Origin of the sequence: Streptomyces sp. NRRL F-4489 (assembly GCF_001509485.1) — a bacterium.
GTDB lineage: Bacteria > Actinomycetota > Actinomycetes > Streptomycetales > Streptomycetaceae > Streptomyces.
In genome coordinates this window covers 42997-58396 of the sequence record NZ_LLZI01000169.1, presented here as the reverse complement: position 1 = coordinate 58396, position 15400 = coordinate 42997, and the positions used below count along the sequence as shown (strand labels likewise).

Here is a 15400-nt window from a genome sequence, read left to right as displayed (position 1 = left end):
CACGGGCCCGTACCGCCGTCCGGCTGGGGCGGCGCGGTCTGCCCGGGATACGGGGCGTACGGGTCCTGCGGCGCCGGTCGGCCCGGTTCGCCGTAGGCACCGGGCGGCGGCGGGAGCGGCACCGGCGGCCCCTGGGGCACGCCGTACCCGGCGGGCGGGGGCGGCTGCTGACCGTACGGGAGCGGGGGCGGCTGCTGGCCCTGCGGCGGCAGTGGCGGGGGCTGCTGACCGTGCGGCGGCAGCGGGGGCGGCTGCTGACCGTACTGCGGCGGCGCCTGGCCGTACTGCGGGGGCGGCTGCTGGCCACCGGGGTAGCCGCCGGGCGCCTGGCCGTACGGGGGCGGGGGCGGCGGCCCCGGCACACCGGGAGGCGGCGGGGGCGGCGGCCCGTGCACCGCTCCCGGGGGCGGAGGCGGCGGCGGGGGCGGCCCCTGGACGGCCGGGGGCGGCGCCGTCCCGCCCGGCGGGACCAGCGGCGCGACCATCGTCGGCGCGCTGTGCAGCTGCGCGGCGGAGGGCTGCGGCAGCGGAGGCGGCTGCGGGTGGTACGCCGCGGGCGCGCGCGGGTCCGGCGCGGTCGGCACCGGCGGCGGCGGGACGGGCGCGGGGGCCGGGGGCGGCCCGGCGGACGGGGGCGGCGCGGGAGCCGGAGCGGGGGCCGGGGGCGGCAGGGTGAAGTCGCTCACGTCCGGGAGCGCGGGCGCCCCGGCGGCCCCGGTGGCGCCGGCCGACGCGGCCGGCGCGGCGTCCTCCGCACCCTCCGCGTCTTCCCCGCTCTCCTCCAGCACCTCGCCGCCGAAGTGCGTCAGCAGTGCCTCCAGGCCGCCGTCGAAGCCCTGGCCCACCGCGGCGAACCGCCAGCCGTCCTTGACGTACAGGTCGCCGAGCATCACGGCGCGCTCGGTGCTGAACTCCTCGCCGCTGAACGGATACCGGGCGACCTCCTCGCCGCCGGCCACCACGCGCAGGCAGCCGGGGCCGATCCGGTCCATCCGCCCCTCGCCGTCGAGCGCCGCGGTGAACGTCAGCTTCCGGATGTGCGGCGGGATCCGGTCGAGGGCGATCCGGAAGGACTCCGTGTCGCCGTCCCGGGGGCCGAGCAATTGGACCGCGTCCTCGGGGGACGCGGGCTGGTTGTAGAAGACGAAGTAGCGGTCGTCGGAGAGCCGCTCGTCGGCGTCGAGCCCGAAGCAGCTGACGTCGATGACCATCCCGGGGCCGTCGATCCGCACCCCGACGTACAGTTCCCGCTCCGCCGTCAGCTCGGCAAGCCTGGCCTTGTGGCCGCGCTGGAATTCCCTGGCCGTGTGCAACGCCCCTCCCCCGCTCTCGCGCGCAAGTCCCTGTCCCCGCCAGGCTAACGGCCGGCGCCGGCCGGGCGCGGGGCCGGGGCGCGCAGGGGAACGGCCGGAACCGGGAGCCCGTACCGGGGACCCGGACCCGGGTGGGTCAGCGGCGGCGGGCGGCGGGCAGGTGCGGCAGCCGGTCGGCGGCGACCACGCCCTCCAGATAGCCGCGGGCCCGTTCGGTGCGCGGATAGGACTCCAGCAGCCGCCAGAACTCCGGGCCGTGGCCCGGGACGAGAAGGTGCGCCAGCTCGTGCAGCAGGACGTAGTCGATGACGTACTCGGGCATGCCCTGGAGGCGGTGCGAGAGGCGGATGCTGCCCTCGGCCGGGGTGCACGAGCCCCAGCGGGTGTTCTGGTTGGTGACCCAGCGGACCGTCGCGGGCCGGGCCCGGCCGTCGAGGTACTGCTCCGAGAGCCGCTCGGCGCGTTCGGCGAGCTCGCCGTCGCCCAGTATCCGCTTGCTCTCCTGGGCGGCGAGCTTGTCCAGCATGACCGACACCCAGCGCCGCTCCTCGGCCTGCGACATCCGGGCCGGGATCAGGACGATGGTGCGGTCGCCCTCGCGGTACGCGGAGACCGTGCGGCGGCGCCGCGCGCTGCGGCGCACCTCCACCGGGCGCGACGGCGGGCTCGGCTCGGCCCCTCGCGGGCGGTCGCTGGCGCGGCGCAGGGGCGTCTCCCCGGGGCCGCGCGGGGAAGGGTCGGCGGGCACGCGCCCGACGTTACCCGCTGGCACGGCGGGAAGTCCCGCTACCACGGACGGTTCGCCACCTGAACGCCCCCGGCGCGCACCGCTTTGTACGACGAAAGCCCGCCGCCTGTGGATAACTCCGGCACGGGTCGGCCGGCCGGAGCATGCTGGGGGCCGGACGAGACGAACGGGGGGTGGATGACATGCATCCGATGCTCAAGCCCGCGCTGCGGCGCGGCTGGCGGGACCGGGAGACGGTGCGGTTCGGGGTGGCGCCGGCCCACGCCCGGGTGGTCGGCCCGCTCGATATGGCGACCGCGTATTTCCTCGGGCTGATCGACGGCACGCGCTCGGTGCCGCAGCTCATCGAGGCGGCCGCCGGGCTGGACGTGGCGCCGGAGCGGGCGCGCGGGTTGGTGGAGCGGCTCGGCGCGGCCGGGCTGCTGGAGCTCCCGGCGGCGGACGGCGCGGTGGACGCGGCGGTGCGGGCGGACGGCCCGGCCGTCGAGCGGCTGCGGGCGGATCTGGCGTCGCTGTCGGTGCGGCAGCAGGGGCGGACGGCCGGGCCGCTCGCGCGGATCGGGGCGCGCCGGTCGGTGCGGGTGAAGGTGAAGGGGGCGGGCCGGGTCGGCGCGCAGATCGCGGCGCTGCTGGCGGCCTCGGGCGCCGGCCGGGTGGACGTGGTGGACGGCGGCGCGGTCGCGCCGTGGGACGTGGTCCCCGGCGGGCCGGCGCCGGAGCAGATCGGTGAGCGGCGGGGCGACGCGGCCCGCCGGCTGGTCAAGGAGGCGTCCCCGTGGAGCCATCCGCCCCGGCCCGGCAGCCCGGTCACCGAGTCCGGGGAGCCCGGGATCTCCCTGGTGGTGGTCGCCCCGCGCGACGGCCTGGGGGCCTACGCCCCCGATCCGGTGCTGGCCGAACCGCTGCTCACGGCCGGGATCCCGCATCTGTACGCGGGCGTGCTGGAGGGCACGGGGGTGGTGGGCCCGCTGGTGGTGCCCGGCGTCACGGCCTGCGCCGGCTGCGACGAGCTGCGCCGCACGGACGCGGAGCCGGCCTGGCCGCAGCTGCTGGCGCAGTGGCGTTCGGGGCGCGGGACGCCGGCGGTGCCGGCCTGCGACGCGGGGCTGGCGACGGCGGTCGCGGGGCTGGCCGCCGTCCAGGCGCTGGCGTTCCTCGACGGGGAGCCGCCGCCGTGCGCGGGGGCGCGGATGGAGCTTCCGCTGCCGTGTGCGAGTGTGCGGACGGTGCGGATCGCACCGCATCCGGAGTGCGGCTGCGGGGCCGCCGCCGTACGGGGTGCGCCGGACGCCTCGGTTCCCCGGCCGCGGCACGCCACAATGACGGGGTAGCCCCGGTAGGGGGCCGGTGTGAGTTGGAGGGGCGCATGTCTGATCTTCCCCGCAAGGCGGTCACCCGCACCGCCAAGCTGGCCGCGCTGCCACTGGGGTTCGCCGGCCGTGCCACCTGGGGCCTGGGCAAGCGGCTCGGCGGCCGGTCCGCCGAGATCGTCGGCCGGGAGCTCCAACAGCGCACCGCCGAGCAGCTCTTCAAGGTGCTCGGTGAGCTGAAGGGCGGTGCGATGAAGTTCGGCCAGGCGCTGTCGGTCTTCGAGTCGGCGCTGCCCGAGGAGATCGCCGGCCCGTACCGCGCGGCGCTGACGAAGCTTCAGGAGGCGGCGCCGCCGATGCCGACGAGCACGGTGCACGCGGTGCTGGCCGAGCGGCTGGGCGCGGACTGGCGGGAGCTGTTCGAGGAGTTCGAGGACAAGCCGGCCGCCGCGGCGTCGATCGGGCAGGTGCACCGGGGTGTGTGGCACGACGGCCGCGAGGTGGCCGTCAAGGTGCAGTATCCGGGGGCCGGTCGGGCGCTGCTGTCGGATCTGGCGCAGCTGAGCCGGTTCGCGCGGCTGCTGGGGCCGCTGATCCCGGGCATGGACCTCAAGCCGCTCATCGCCGAGCTGCGCGACCGGGTCGCGGAGGAGCTGGACTACGCCCTGGAGGCCGAGGCCCAGCAGGCGCACGCCGAGGAGTTCGCCGGCGATCCGGATGTCGTGGTGCCGGCCGTGGTGCACCAGGGCGAGCAGGTGCTGGTGACGGAGTGGCTGGCGGGGGTGCCGCTGTCCGAGGTGATCGCCGGCGGTACGGAGGAGCAGCGGGACCGCGCCGGGCAGCTGCTGGCCCGCTTCCTCTTCTCCGGACCGGCGCGGACGGGCCTGCTGCACGCCGATCCGCATCCGGGCAACTTCCGGCTGGTGCCCGGCGCCGATCCGGACGGGCCGGTGTCCGGCTGGCGGCTGGGCGTACTGGACTTCGGCACGGTCGACCGGCTGCCGGACGGGCTGCCGCCGACGATCGGCGCCTCACTGCGGCTGGCGCTGGACGGCGAGGCCGACGCGGTCTACCGCATGCTGTGCGCGGAGGGCTTCGTCAAGGAGTCGGTGGAGCTGGATCCGGACGCGGTGCTGGACTATCTGCTGCCGATCATCGAGCCCGCGCGGATGGCGGCGTTCCCGTTCGCCCGGGACTGGATGCGCCGGCAGGCGGCCCGGATCGGCGATCCCCGCTCCCCCGCGTACCAGCTGGCCAAGCAGCTCAATCTGCCGCCCGCCTACCTCCTGATACACCGGGTGACGCTGAGCACGATCGGGGTGCTGTGCCAGCTGGGCGCCACGGTCCGGCTGCGCGACGAGCTGGAGGCGTGGATGCCGGGCTTCCTGCCGGAGCCGGAGGAGGCCGACGCGGACGGGCACGACGCGGATGTGCCGGAGGCGGCCGGGCCGGAGCCGGACGCGGACGACGCGGCCGGGAGCCCGGCAGCCGCCAGTCCGGCCTGACCCCGGGCCGGGAGCCGCGCCCCGCGCCGGGCCGGGAGCCGCGCCCGACCCCGAGCTGAGTCGAGCCCGGGGCCGCGTACCGCTCCCGGCTCCGGCCGGTCACCGGCCGCGGGCCCGCCCCGGCTACCACCAGCTGGAGTCCAGCCGCCCCTCGATGGCGCGGATGTTGTCGCGGGCGCAGTCGTCGCAGAAGTAGCGGCGCTCGCCGTTCTCCACCGAGCAGGTCCAGGTCGGCGGGGTGCCCTCGGCCACCGCGCCGCAGCGGGCACACACCGTGGTGTCGGAGGTCAACTCCGCCTGTTGATGCGTCATCTGGTCCACCGTCCGACGATATCCCCGCAGATGCCGGGAAACGGGACGCAACGCAGCACGGGGCCCGTCCGGTGGACGGACGGACCCCGTGGGTGGCGGTGCCTCAGTGCGCGGTGCCGGTCCGGCCGGTCACTGCATCACGGCCATGGCCAGCGCGCGGCGGGCGCGCAGCGACGCGCGCTCGGCGCGCCGCTGCATCCGCCGCGCGGCGGCGAGCCGGTGCCCCCTGCGTTCCGACTCGGCCTCTTGGAGGCGTTGTTGGACATGGGCCCTGGCCAGGGCTTCTGGCATGAGTTGCATGGCGAGGTTCCTGTTCTGGCGCGACTTCAGGGCGCCGGTGTTCACGGGGGCGGGGGTTTCGGTGAGAGTCGGGTTCATCGCTGGGTCCTGCTTCTGGGGGTCCCGGGTGAGGGGATGGTCGATCGTTCCTGTGCGCGCGGTGTTCATGCCACGACCGGGTTCTTGCGCGGACGGCCACGGGGGCGCTTCCGCGGGACGACAACGCCCTGGACGAAGAGCTCACCGCCCCACACGCCCCACGGCTCGCGGCGCTCCTTGGCACCGGCCAGGCACGCCTCGCGCACCGGGCAGGTCTGGCAGAGGGTCTTGGCGTACTCGACGTCGGCCGGGGACTCCGCGAAGAAGACCTCGGGGTCGTACGTGCGGCAGGGGACGGCGGTGCCGAGGCGGTCGATCTCGTCGTCGAGCTCGGTGAGGGGCAGCAAGGCGTTCTCCTGGGGGTCGGGCGGAGGGATCAGGTCGGTGGCTACGGACGGGGTGTGCGTGGTGAGTTGCACGGTGGTGTGTTTCCTCGTCTGTTCCGGCCCACTGGTGGCGGGCGGGTTGGGCAAAACAAAAGGACCGCGGATCCCGGTGTGGGTTCCGCGGCCCTGGAAGGTGCCGACCTGATCGCCGATCAGGATGGATCTCTCCAGGGTTCGAGGCCGCGGTAGGCCCACATGTCATGCTGCTGCTCGTACTGCTTCCGGGATTCGGCACCATTGGCCGCCGCCGCGAAGGCAAAGGCGTTCGCCGCCGCCGTCGCTACCGCTGCCGCGGGTGCCTCGGTCGGTCGCTCGACCCGCTCACCGGCCGTCAGGACGGCAGGGGCGCCGGGACGAACGACCTCGGTACCGGACAGGCGGCCGGAGCCGGACAGACCGGTGCCAAGGAGCGAGGCGTCGAGAGCGCAGGGGGCGACGACCGAGAGATCGGTCATTTTGTTGGTCTCGATGAAGCTGATCACTGGGCTCGCCTCCTCTCGGCGTCTCGGGGACCGGTACGCACCCGGTCCTGGGTGTTCAAGTACAGCACGGAGTGATCGGATCCCGGAAGTTCCGTCGTTTCCGTCGCTTCCGAAGGCTATGGGGATGCGCTCCGCGCGCGCAAACTATTTTTCCGACGAGTTTTCCGGCGGCTTTTCCGGGCTCTCCGCGCCGGCGCAGAGCGCCAGCACCTCGGCGCCGAAGCGGTCCAGCTTGCGGCGCACCACACCGGGGATCACGGCCAGCTCCTCGGCGGTCGCCGGGACCGCCTCGGCGATGGCCATCAGCGTCTTGTCGGTGAAGACGCAGTAGGCGGGCTGCCGGGTGCGGGCGGCCTGCTCGGCGCGCCAGTCCCGCAGCCGCTCGTACAGCGCCTCGTCCAGCTCGGAGGGGCAGTCCTCGCAGCGCATCAGCTTCATCTCACCGGGGTCGGTGAGCGTGCGGCGGCAGACCCGGCAGCGGGCCGGGCGGCGCTGGGCCCGCTGGGGCCGGCCGGGCGCCGCGGCGGTCCGGCCGCGCTCCACGCCGCCGGTGGGCCCGCCCGCGGCGCGGCGGTACGCGGCCGCCGTACCGGAGCCGGTCCGCAGGCCGTCCAGGAAGCGGCTGGCGCCCCGGGAGGGCCGGCCGCCGGGTGAGCGGGCCAGCGACCAGGACAGCGCGAGGTGGCGGCGGGCGCGGGTGATACCGACGTAGAGCAGCCGGCGCTCCTCCTCGATCTGCTCGTCGGTGCGGGCGTGGTGGATCGGGAGCATGCCCTCGGTGAGGCCGACGAGGAAGACCGCGTCCCACTCCAGGCCCTTGGCGGCGTGCAGCGAGGCGAGGGTGACGCCCTCGACGGTGGGGGCGTGCTGGGCGGCGGCCCGCTCGTCCAGCTCGGTGACCAGGTCGGCGAGGGTGGCGCCGGGCCGGGCCCGGGCGAAGTCCTCGGCGAGCCGGACGAGGGCGGCGAGCGACTCCCAGCGGTCGCGGACCGCGCCGGAGCCGGCCGGCGGGCGGTCGGTCCAGCCCATGTCGCTGAGCACCGCGCGCACCTCGGACGGGAGGTCCGCGACGCCGTCGAGGAGGGTGTCGTTGGCGCCGAAGCGGGCCGCGCCGCGGAGCTTGACGCCGGCCTCGCGCACCTCGGGGCGCTCGAAGAACCGCTCGGCGCCACGCAGCTGATACGGGACGCCGGCGTCGGCGAGGGCCTGCTCGTAGACCTCGGACTGGGCGTTGATGCGGAACAGGACGGCGATCTGGCCGGCCGGGACGCCGGCGTCGATCAGCTCGCGGATCCGGCGGGCGGTGCCCTCGGCCTCGGCGGGCTCGTCGGCGTACTCGGTGAAGGCCGGCTCGGGGCCGGGCTCGCGCTGGGAGACCAGCTCCAGGCGGTGCTCGGCGGCCCGGCCGCGGGCGCGCGCCAGCAGGCCGTTGGCGAGGTGGACGACCTGAGGGGTGGAGCGGTAGTCGCGGACGAGGCGGACGACCGTGGCGTGCGGATGGCGGGCGCGGAAGTCCAGGAGGTGGTCGGGGGTGGCCCCGGTGAAGCTGTAGATGGTCTGGCTGGCGTCGCCGACCACGCACAGGCTGTCGCGGTCGCCCAGCCACAGCTCCAGCAGCCGCTGCTGGAGGGGGCTGACGTCCTGGTACTCGTCGACGACGAAGTGCTGGTACTGGGCGCGGACCTGCTCGGCGATGTCGTGGCGGTCCTGGAGGACGCCGACGGTGAGCAGCAGCACGTCCTCGAAGTCGATGCTGCCGCGCTCCCGCTTGAGCTGCTCGTACGTGGCGTATATCTGCCCGAGCTCGGCCGGGTCGCGGGGCGCCTCGCGGCCGGCCTTGGCGACCGCGGCGGGATAGTCGGCGGGCACCGTCTGGGTGACCTTGGACCACTCGATCTCGGCGGTGGCGTCGCGCAGCTCGTTGCGGTCCAGGCGGAGGCGGCAGCGGGCGGCGGCCTCGGCGACGAGCGGGCCCTTGCGGTCCAGCAGCCGGGGCAGCTCGCCGCCGACCGCGCGCGGCCAGAAGAACTGGAGCTGGCGCAGGGCCGCGGAGTGGAACGTGCGGGCCTGGACTCCGGTGGCGCCGAGCTGCCGGAGCCGGCCGCGCATCTCGCCGGCCGCGCGGGCGGTGAAGGTGACGGCGAGCACACTGGCGGGCTGGAGGATGCCGGCCCGGACGCCGTAGGCGATGCGGTGGGTGATGGCGCGGGTCTTGCCCGTGCCGGCGCCGGCCAGCACGCAGACCGGGCCGTGCAGCGCGGTGGCGACCTCGCGCTGCTCGGGGTCGAGCCCGTCGAGCACCCCGTCCGGCCCGCTCGGCGGGGGCGCGTACGGGGCGTCGCCCGGGACCCGCGGGGTGGGAGTGGTGTCCGTTGCTGCGCTCACCCCGCCATGCTGCCAGGTCCGCGGCGGGACCCGGGAACGCCGTCCACGGCGGCCGGGCTCCGGTCGTACCGGCTTGGGCCGGCTGTGGACGGCGGCGGGGCGGCCGGCGGCGGGCGGGAATGGTCCGGGGGCGGTGCGCGTTGTGCTCCTCGGTGCCACGGTGCGGCGACGCGGGTGGCACATGATCACGATCGATACCGAGCTAAGGAGCGCGGGACGCATGGCGGGCACTGTGACGATGTACAGCACGACCTGGTGCGGTTACTGCCGTCGGCTGAAGAGCCAGATGGACCGCGAGGGCATCGCCTACACCGAGATCAACATCGAGCAGGACCCGGAGTCCGCGGCGTTCGTCGAGAAGGCCAACGGCGGCAACCAGACCGTGCCGACCGTGCTCTTCGCCGACGGGACGACGCTGACCAACCCGTCCCTGGCGCAGGTCAAGGAGAAGGTCGCCGCGGCCTGACGGCCGGGCGCACCGCCCGCAGCCGGGTCGCCGGCCGGTCCGTGAGGGAGCCGGCCGGCGGCCCTGTCGCGTCCGCGGCCTTCGGCCGCGGCGGGGGTCAGGGCTTGGGCAGCGGCTTGCCGTACCACAGCTCGATGAGCCGGGCCGCGATGGAGACCCCGTACGGCGGCAGCACCTCGCCGGAGGCGAAGGCCGCGGCCAGGTCGTCGCGGGAGAACCACCGGGCCTCCTCGATCTCCTCGCCGTCCACCCGGATTTCCGAGGAGGTGGCGCGGGCCATGAAGCCCAGCATCAGGCTGGAGGGGAAGGGCCAGGGCTGGCTGGCGACGTACTCGACGTCGCCGACGACCACCCCGGCCTCCTCGTAGACCTCGCGGGCCACCGACTGCTCGATGGACTCCCCCGGCTCGACGAAGCCGGCCAGCGTCGAGAAGCGGCCCTCGGGCCAGTGGACCTGGCGGCCGAGCAGGGCGCGGTCCTGCTCGTCGGTGACGAGCATGATCACGGCCGGGTCGGTGCGCGGGTAGTGCTCGGCGCCGCAGGCCGGGCAGCGGCGGATGTGGCCGGCCGCCGCGATGACCGTCCGCTCGCCGCAGCGGGAGCAGAAGCGGTGCATCCGCTGCCAGTTCTCCAGCGCCACGGCGTGCACGAGCAGCCCGGCGTCCCGAGGGGAGAGCAGCGGACCGGCCTCGCGGAGCCCGGCGGCGCGCGCGGACTGGTCCATACGGCCGGGCAGCGCGTCCTTCTGGAGCGCGAAGTAGCTGACCCCGTCCTCGTCGGTGCCGAGGTAGTAGCGGTGGGCCTCGGTCAGCGGCGCCTCGAAGGACGGCGTCATGATGAGTTCGGTGCGGCCGTCGGGGGTGTCGTCGATCAGCGCCTGGCCCCCGGACACGACGAAGACGCGCGTCGTCGGGTGGCTCCAGGCCGCCGCCAGCCATGCCTCGTCCAGACGGTGGTGGGCACTGCGGTCGATGCCGCTCGGCGCGCTGAAGGTGATCGGCCGGTCGGCCGTGCGGTCGGTCCAGGTGGTCACTGCTGTTTCCAACTCCCCCTATGGCGTGGGTGGGTGTGCGGACGGGCGGCAGGTGGTGCGGCGGGGCGCGCGGATCAGGACGGGCGCCAGTGCTCGGCGAGGTCGCCCCAGAGGTAGGCGGCGGTCTCGACGCCCTTCATCAGCAGGTCGAGCTCGACCTTCTCGTTCGGCGCGTGCCAGCCGTCCGAGGGCACCGAGATGCCCAGGAAGAGGACGGGGACGCCGAGGACGTCCTGGAGGTCGGCCGCCGGGCCGGAGCCGCCCTCGCGGGTGAAGCGGATCTTCGTACCGAACGCCCGGCCCATGGCGCGGACCACGGACTGCAGCGCGGGGTGGTCCAGCGGCGTCAGGCAGGGGCGGGTGGCGCCCCAGAAGGTGATCTCGTGGCGGATGCCGGCCGGGAGGCGCGCGGCGACCCAGTCCCGGACGGCCTGCTGGACGGCGCCCGTGTCCTGCCCGGCGACCAGCCGGAAGGAGAGCTTCAGCTGCGCGGTGGACGGGACGATGGTCTTGCCGCCGGGGCCCTGATAGCCGCCGGAGATGCCGTTGACCTCGGCGGTGGGGCGGGCCCAGACGCGCTCCAGGGTGGTGGCGCCGGTCTCGCCGAGGGTGGCGTGCGAGTGCGCGGTGCGCAGCCAGCCCTGCTCGTCGAAGGGCAGCTCGGCGAAGAGTTCCCGCTCGCGGTCGGTGAGCTCGATCACGCCGTCGTAGAAGCCGGGGATCGCGACGCGGCGGTCGGTGTCGTGGAGGGCGGCGGCGAGCCGGGCGGCCTCGGTGGCCGGATTGGGCACCGCGCCGCCGAACGAGCCGGAGTGGATGTCCTGGTCCGGGCCGTACAGGTCGATCTGGCAGTCGGTCAGGCCGCGCATGCCGGTGCAGACGGTGGGGGTGTCCGGGCCCCACATGCCGGTGTCGGAGACGATCACCGCGTCGCAGGCCAGCCGGTCGGCGTGGCGCCGCACCAGCTCCGGGAAATTCGGGGAGCCGGACTCCTCCTCGCCCTCGATGATCAGCTTGAGGTTGACGGCGGGGGCGGTGCGGCCGGTGGCGGCCAGATGCGCCCGGACGCCGAGGGTGTGGAAGAAGACCTGGCCCTTGTCGTCGGCGGCGCCGCGGGCGTAGAGCCTGCCGTCGGCGGTGACCGGCTCGAACGGGTCGGTGTGCCAGCCGTCCTCGCGGGCGGCGGGCTGGACGTCGTGGTGGCCGTAGACCAGGACCGTGGGGGCGGACGGGTCCCCGGAGGGCCATTCGGCGAAGACCGCGGGCAGGCCGGCGGTCTCCCAGACCTCGGTGACCGGGAAGCCGGTCTCCGCGAGCTTGCCGGCCAGCCACTCCGCGCTGCGGCGGACGTCGGCGGCGCGGCCGGGGTCGGCGGAGACGGACGGGATGCGCAGCCACTCCGCGAGATCGTCGAGGAAGGCGTCGCGGTGGCCGGCGAGGTACGCGCGGACGGCGTTGTCCGGGGTGGTGCTCATACGACCGAGCCTATCGGCCTTCCGGGGGATACCGGCCGGGGGTCTCGCCGAGCAGGATCCGTTCGAGTGCGGCGCGGTCCGGGAGCCGGGCGGGTCTGACCACCTCGCCGGTGCGGACGAAGAGGAACGCGGCGCCGACCTCGGAGGGCGCCAGGCCGTACCGCTCGGCCCAGGCGAGGCGGTAGACGGCGAGCTGGAGGGGGTCCGCGCCGGTGGGGCCGCCGGTGCCGGGGACGTTGCGGCCGGTCTTCCAGTCGATGATCTCGAAGCGGTCGCCGTCCGGGCCGGGCTCCTTGTAGACCGCGTCGATCCGGCCGCGGATCACCCGCCCGGCGAGCGTCATCCGGAACGGGACCTCCACCCGGAACGGCGTGCGGGTGGCGTACGGGGTGCGGGCGAACGCCTCTTTGAGGGCGGCGAGGTCCTGGTCGTCGGCGATCCCGTCGTGCTCGCCGGGCTCGGCGCCGGGCAGCTCGTCCGGGCCGAGCAGCGGCAGCGGCAGCTCCTCGAAGCGGGACTGGACCCAGGCGTGGAAGCGGGTGCCGCGGCGGGCGGCGGGCTGCGGGGGGCGCGGCATCGGGCGGGCCAGCTCGCGGGCGAAGCCGTCCGGGTCGGCGGCGACCTGGAGCAGCTGGGTGGCGGTGAGCGAGGCGGGCAGCGGGACGTCCCGCACCCGGGCGCGGGAGCTGCGCAGCTCGGCGGCGAGCGCTTCGAGGTCGCGGTCCCAGGAGGCGAGGGTGCGGCGGTCTTCGGGGGGAAGCGGGGGGTCGGCCTCACCGGGCGGGCCCGGCTCGGGGGTGCGCTGGGCGATGACGTGCGGGCGGGGGGTGGTCTCGCCGGGCGCGTACGGGGGCTCGGCGTGGGGCGGCTCGGCGTACGGGTCGTCCCCCGGGGGCGCGTACGGGTCGTCCTCGGGGAATGCGAAGGGGTCGTCGTCCTCGGGGAACGCGAACGGGTCGTCGTCCCCGGGGGCGGCCGGGGTAGCCGGGGCGGCGGCCGGGTCGTCGCCGGTGAGCCGGTCGAGGTGGGCGCGGACCGTGGCGGCGGCCGCGCGGCGGCGGGCCAGCGCCGTCTCGTCCAGCGGCAGCGGCCAGGGCTGCTCGGCGGCGGACTCGGCGAGGGCGGGATTCTCCGCGCCGTCCTCCGGGGCGTCGGCCCAGACCTCGATCTCGCCGTGCCCGGCCTCGCAGTGCTCGCGCAGCGCCGTCAGGAACGCGGACGGGCCGCGCGGGCGCTTCTGGCTGGGGCCCCACCAGTGGCCGGAGCCCAGCAGGAGGGAGCGGGGGCGGGTGAAGGTGACGTAGCCGAGGCGCAGTTCCTCGGTCTCCTGGTGGGCCTTCATCGCCTCCTTGAAGTCCTTGACGCCGCGGGCGGTCCACTCCGCCACCTCGGGCAGGGTGGCGGCGTCGCCCCGGAGGGCGTGCGGCAGGACCTTGGCGCGGCTGATCCAGGACTCGCGGGCCTGCTCGCTGGGGAACTGCCGGGCCACCAGGCCGGGCACCGCGACCACGTCCCACTCCAGGCCCTTGGACTTGTGGGCGGTGAGGACCTTGACGGTGTTCTCGCCCCCGGGGAGGGAGGAGTCGAGGCCCTTCTCGTACTGGACGGCGGTGCGCAGGAAGCCCAGGAAGGCGAGGAGGGTGGCCTCCCCGTCGAGGGCGGCGCCGCCCTCCTTGGCGGCGAACCCGGCGGCGATGTCCAGGAAGGTGCCCAGCGTCTCCCGGCGGCGGGCGGCCAGGGCGTGCGGGGACGCGGACAGCTCGACCTCGAGGCCGGTGACGGCGAGGATCCGGTGCAGTACGTCCATCAGCGGGTCGGCGAGCGAACGGCGCAGATCGCGCAGCTCGGCGGCCAGGCGGGCGAAGCGGACCCGGGCCTCCGGGGAGAACGGCAGGCCGTCGTCCGGGGCGCCGCCGGACTCCAGGAAGGTGTCCAGCGCGTCGGCGAGCGAGACCGTCTCGGCCGGGTCGGTGCCCTCGACGGCCTCGGCCAGCCGCCGCTCGGGGTCCTCGCCACCGGAGCCGCCGGCGGCGGACGTACGGGCCAGGGCGCGGGCCCGGCGGCCGAGCAGCGCCAGGTCGCGCGGGCCGATCCGCCAGCGGGGGCCGATCAGCAGGCGGACCAGGGAGGCGTTGGCCGTCGGGTCCTGGAGGACCTCGCAGACGGCCACCAGGTCGGCGATCTCGGGGAGGTGCAGCAGGCCGGAGAGGCCGACGACCTCCACGGGGATGTCCCGGGCGACCAGCTCGCCCTGGATGGCGGCGAAGTCGGCGGCGGTGCGGCACAGCACCGCGATGGAGCCGGGCGGGGTGCCGGTGCGGACCAGGTGGGCGAGGGAGTCGGCGAGCCAGGCCAGCTCCTCGGCGTGGGTGGGCAGCAGGGCGCAGCGGACCACGCCGTCCCGCTCGGCGCCGGGGGCCGGGCGGAGCGCCTCGACGCCGGCGTGCATGGCGCGCAGCGGGGCGGCGAGGCCATTGGCGAGCTCCAGGAGGCGGCCGCCGCTGCGGCGGTTCTCGCTGAGCGCGAAGCGGCGGGCCGGGGTGCCGTCGGCGAACGGGAAGTGCTCGGGGAAGTCGTCCAGATTGGCCACCGAGGCGCCGCGCCAGCCGTAGATGGCCTGGCAGGGGTCGCCGACGGCGGTGACGGCGTGCCCGGTGGGGGTGCCCGCCCCGGCGCCGGCCCCGAAGAGGCCGGAGAGCAGCAGCCGCTGGGCGACGGAGGTGTCCTGATACTCGTCGAGGAGGACGACCCGGAACTCCTCGCGCAGCAGGGCGCCGACCTCGGGGCGGGTGGTGGCCAGGGTGGCGGCGAGGGCGATCTGGTCGCCGAAGTCCAGCAGATCGCGGTGGCGCTTGGCGGCGCGGTACGCGGCGACGAGATCGAGCAGCTCCAGCCGGCCGCGGGCGGCCTCGGGGACCTTGCGGAGGTCGGCGTTGCTGAGCTTGGCGCCGTCCAGCGCGGCGAGCAGCGCGGTGTCGTGCTCCCGGAGGGCGGCCGGCTCGACCAGGTGCTCGGCCAGCTCGGCGTCGAGGGCGAGCACGTCCTCCACCAGGGTGGGCAGCGAGGTGGTGAGCGAGGGATACGGGCCGGGGGCGGCGCGCAGGGTGCGGGCGGCGAGCTGGAAACGCGTGGCGTCGGCGAGCAGCCGGGCGCTGGGCTCCAGGCCGATGCGCAGGCCGTGGTCCTTGAGCAGCTGCCCGGCGAAGGCGTGGTACGTGGAGATCCGCGGCTCCCCCGGGGGCGGCCCGTCGCCGGCCGGGCCCTCGGGGAGGGCGTCGGGGTCCGTGACACCGGCGGCCAGCAGGGCGGCCCGGACCCGCTCGGCCAGCTCGCCGGCGGCCTTGTTGGTGAACGTCAGCCCGAGGACCTGCTCGGGGGCGACCTGGCCGGTGCCGACCAGCCACACCACCCGCGCGGCCATCACCGTGGTCTTGCCGGAACCGGCTCCGGCCACGATGACCTGCGGGGCGGGCGGGGCCGTGATGCACGCCGTCTGCTCCGGGGTGAACGGGATGCCCAGCAGCTCCTTGAGCTGCTCGGGGTCGCTGATGCGGGCTGACACATCGGACACCGTAACGGCCGCCACTGACAATGCCCGCCGGCGAAC

12 protein-coding genes and 1 pseudogene are annotated in these 15400 nt (G+C 75.7%); 3 read left to right on the top strand and 10 right to left on the bottom strand.

Annotated features, from left to right (window positions below; translation table 11 throughout):
• Nucleotides 1-122 precede the first annotated feature (122 nt).
• Nucleotides 123-1313, bottom strand: a pseudogene (locus ADL22_RS14485) (TerD family protein); the annotation flags it as partial.
• Between the two features lie 136 nt (nt 1314-1449).
• Nucleotides 1450-2061, bottom strand: a complete 612-nt coding sequence (locus tag ADL22_RS14480; RefSeq protein WP_066978293.1) for a M48 family metallopeptidase — start codon at nt 2059-2061, stop codon at nt 1450-1452.
• Nucleotides 2062-2252: 191 nt separating this feature from the next.
• Between ADL22_RS14480 and ADL22_RS14475 the strand changes: the two genes are divergently transcribed.
• Complete coding sequence (locus tag ADL22_RS14475; RefSeq protein WP_199836299.1) at nt 2253-3392, top strand: ThiF family adenylyltransferase; 1140 nt, start codon at nt 2253-2255, stop codon at nt 3390-3392.
• Between the two features lie 35 nt (nt 3393-3427).
• Nucleotides 3428-4876, top strand: a complete 1449-nt coding sequence (locus ADL22_RS14470) for an ABC1 kinase family protein (RefSeq protein ID WP_066978291.1) — start codon at nt 3428-3430, stop codon at nt 4874-4876.
• A gap of 123 nt (nt 4877-4999) precedes the next feature.
• On the opposite strand, the gene ADL22_RS14465 is transcribed toward ADL22_RS14470, so the two are convergent.
• From ADL22_RS14465 to ADL22_RS14445, 5 genes are all read right to left on the bottom strand, one after another.
• The gene (locus ADL22_RS14465) at nt 5000-5188 is read right to left on the bottom strand and encodes a hypothetical protein (protein WP_199836298.1); all 189 of its coding nucleotides are present in this window, start codon (nt 5186-5188) and stop codon (nt 5000-5002) included.
• 129 nt (nt 5189-5317) lie between these two features.
• Nucleotides 5318-5635: a hypothetical protein gene (locus ADL22_RS14460; protein ID WP_066978288.1), complete on the bottom strand. Its 318-nt coding sequence runs from the start codon at nt 5633-5635 to the stop codon at nt 5318-5320.
• Nucleotides 5632-5985 carry a WhiB family transcriptional regulator gene (locus tag ADL22_RS14455; protein WP_066978284.1) on the bottom strand — a complete coding sequence of 118 codons (354 nt, stop codon included), beginning with the start codon at nt 5983-5985 and terminating at the stop codon, nt 5632-5634. Before ADL22_RS14455 ends, ADL22_RS14460 begins: the two co-directional genes overlap by 4 nt.
• A gap of 119 nt (nt 5986-6104) precedes the next feature.
• On the bottom strand, nt 6105-6434 hold the full coding sequence (locus ADL22_RS35360; protein WP_066978281.1) for a hypothetical protein: 330 nt from the start codon (nt 6432-6434) through the stop codon (nt 6105-6107).
• A 144-nt stretch (nt 6435-6578) separates the two neighbouring features.
• Entirely contained in the window at nt 6579-8819 is a 2241-nt protein-coding gene (locus tag ADL22_RS14445) for an ATP-dependent DNA helicase UvrD2 (RefSeq protein WP_079064116.1), read from the bottom strand.
• 220 nt (nt 8820-9039) lie between these two features.
• Here ADL22_RS14445 and ADL22_RS14440 point away from each other — a divergent pair, with 220 nt between their 5' ends.
• Complete coding sequence (locus tag ADL22_RS14440; protein WP_018536228.1) at nt 9040-9285, top strand: mycoredoxin; 246 nt, start codon at nt 9040-9042, stop codon at nt 9283-9285.
• A gap of 97 nt (nt 9286-9382) precedes the next feature.
• Here the strand turns inward: ADL22_RS14440 and nudC are convergent, their stop codons facing one another.
• The 3 genes from nudC to ADL22_RS14425 all read right to left on the bottom strand — a co-directional run bounded on the left by nudC (nt 9383) and on the right by ADL22_RS14425 (nt 15355).
• Entirely contained in the window at nt 9383-10318 is a 936-nt protein-coding gene (nudC, locus tag ADL22_RS14435; protein ID WP_066978275.1) for an NAD(+) diphosphatase, read from the bottom strand.
• Between the two features lie 74 nt (nt 10319-10392).
• Entirely contained in the window at nt 10393-11793 is a 1401-nt protein-coding gene (locus tag ADL22_RS14430; RefSeq protein ID WP_066978272.1) for a dipeptidase, read from the bottom strand.
• A 10-nt stretch (nt 11794-11803) separates the two neighbouring features.
• Nucleotides 11804-15355 (bottom strand): ATP-dependent DNA helicase, encoded by a 3552-nt coding sequence (locus ADL22_RS14425; RefSeq protein WP_066978269.1) that lies wholly within the window; start codon nt 15353-15355, stop codon nt 11804-11806.
• Nucleotides 15356-15400: the final 45 nt, after the last annotated feature.

Bases quoted from the DNA above. Each gene is read 5' to 3' on its own strand.
- ADL22_RS14475 (WP_199836299.1), top strand. From the start codon at position 2,253: ATGCTCAAGCCCGCGCTGCGGCGCGGCTGGCGGGACCGGGAGACGGTG.
- ADL22_RS14470 (WP_066978291.1), top strand. From the start codon at position 3,428: ATGTCTGATCTTCCCCGCAAGGCGGTCACCCGCACCGCCAAGCTGGCC.
- ADL22_RS14465 (WP_199836298.1), bottom strand. From the start codon at position 5,188: ATGACGCATCAACAGGCGGAGTTGACCTCCGACACCACGGTGTGTGCC.
- ADL22_RS14430 (WP_066978272.1), bottom strand. From the start codon at position 11,793: ATGAGCACCACCCCGGACAACGCCGTCCGCGCGTACCTCGCCGGCCAC.
- ADL22_RS14460 (WP_066978288.1), bottom strand. From the start codon at position 5,635: ATGAACACCGCGCGCACAGGAACGATCGACCATCCCCTCACCCGGGAC.
- ADL22_RS14440 (WP_018536228.1), top strand. From the start codon at position 9,040: ATGGCGGGCACTGTGACGATGTACAGCACGACCTGGTGCGGTTACTGC.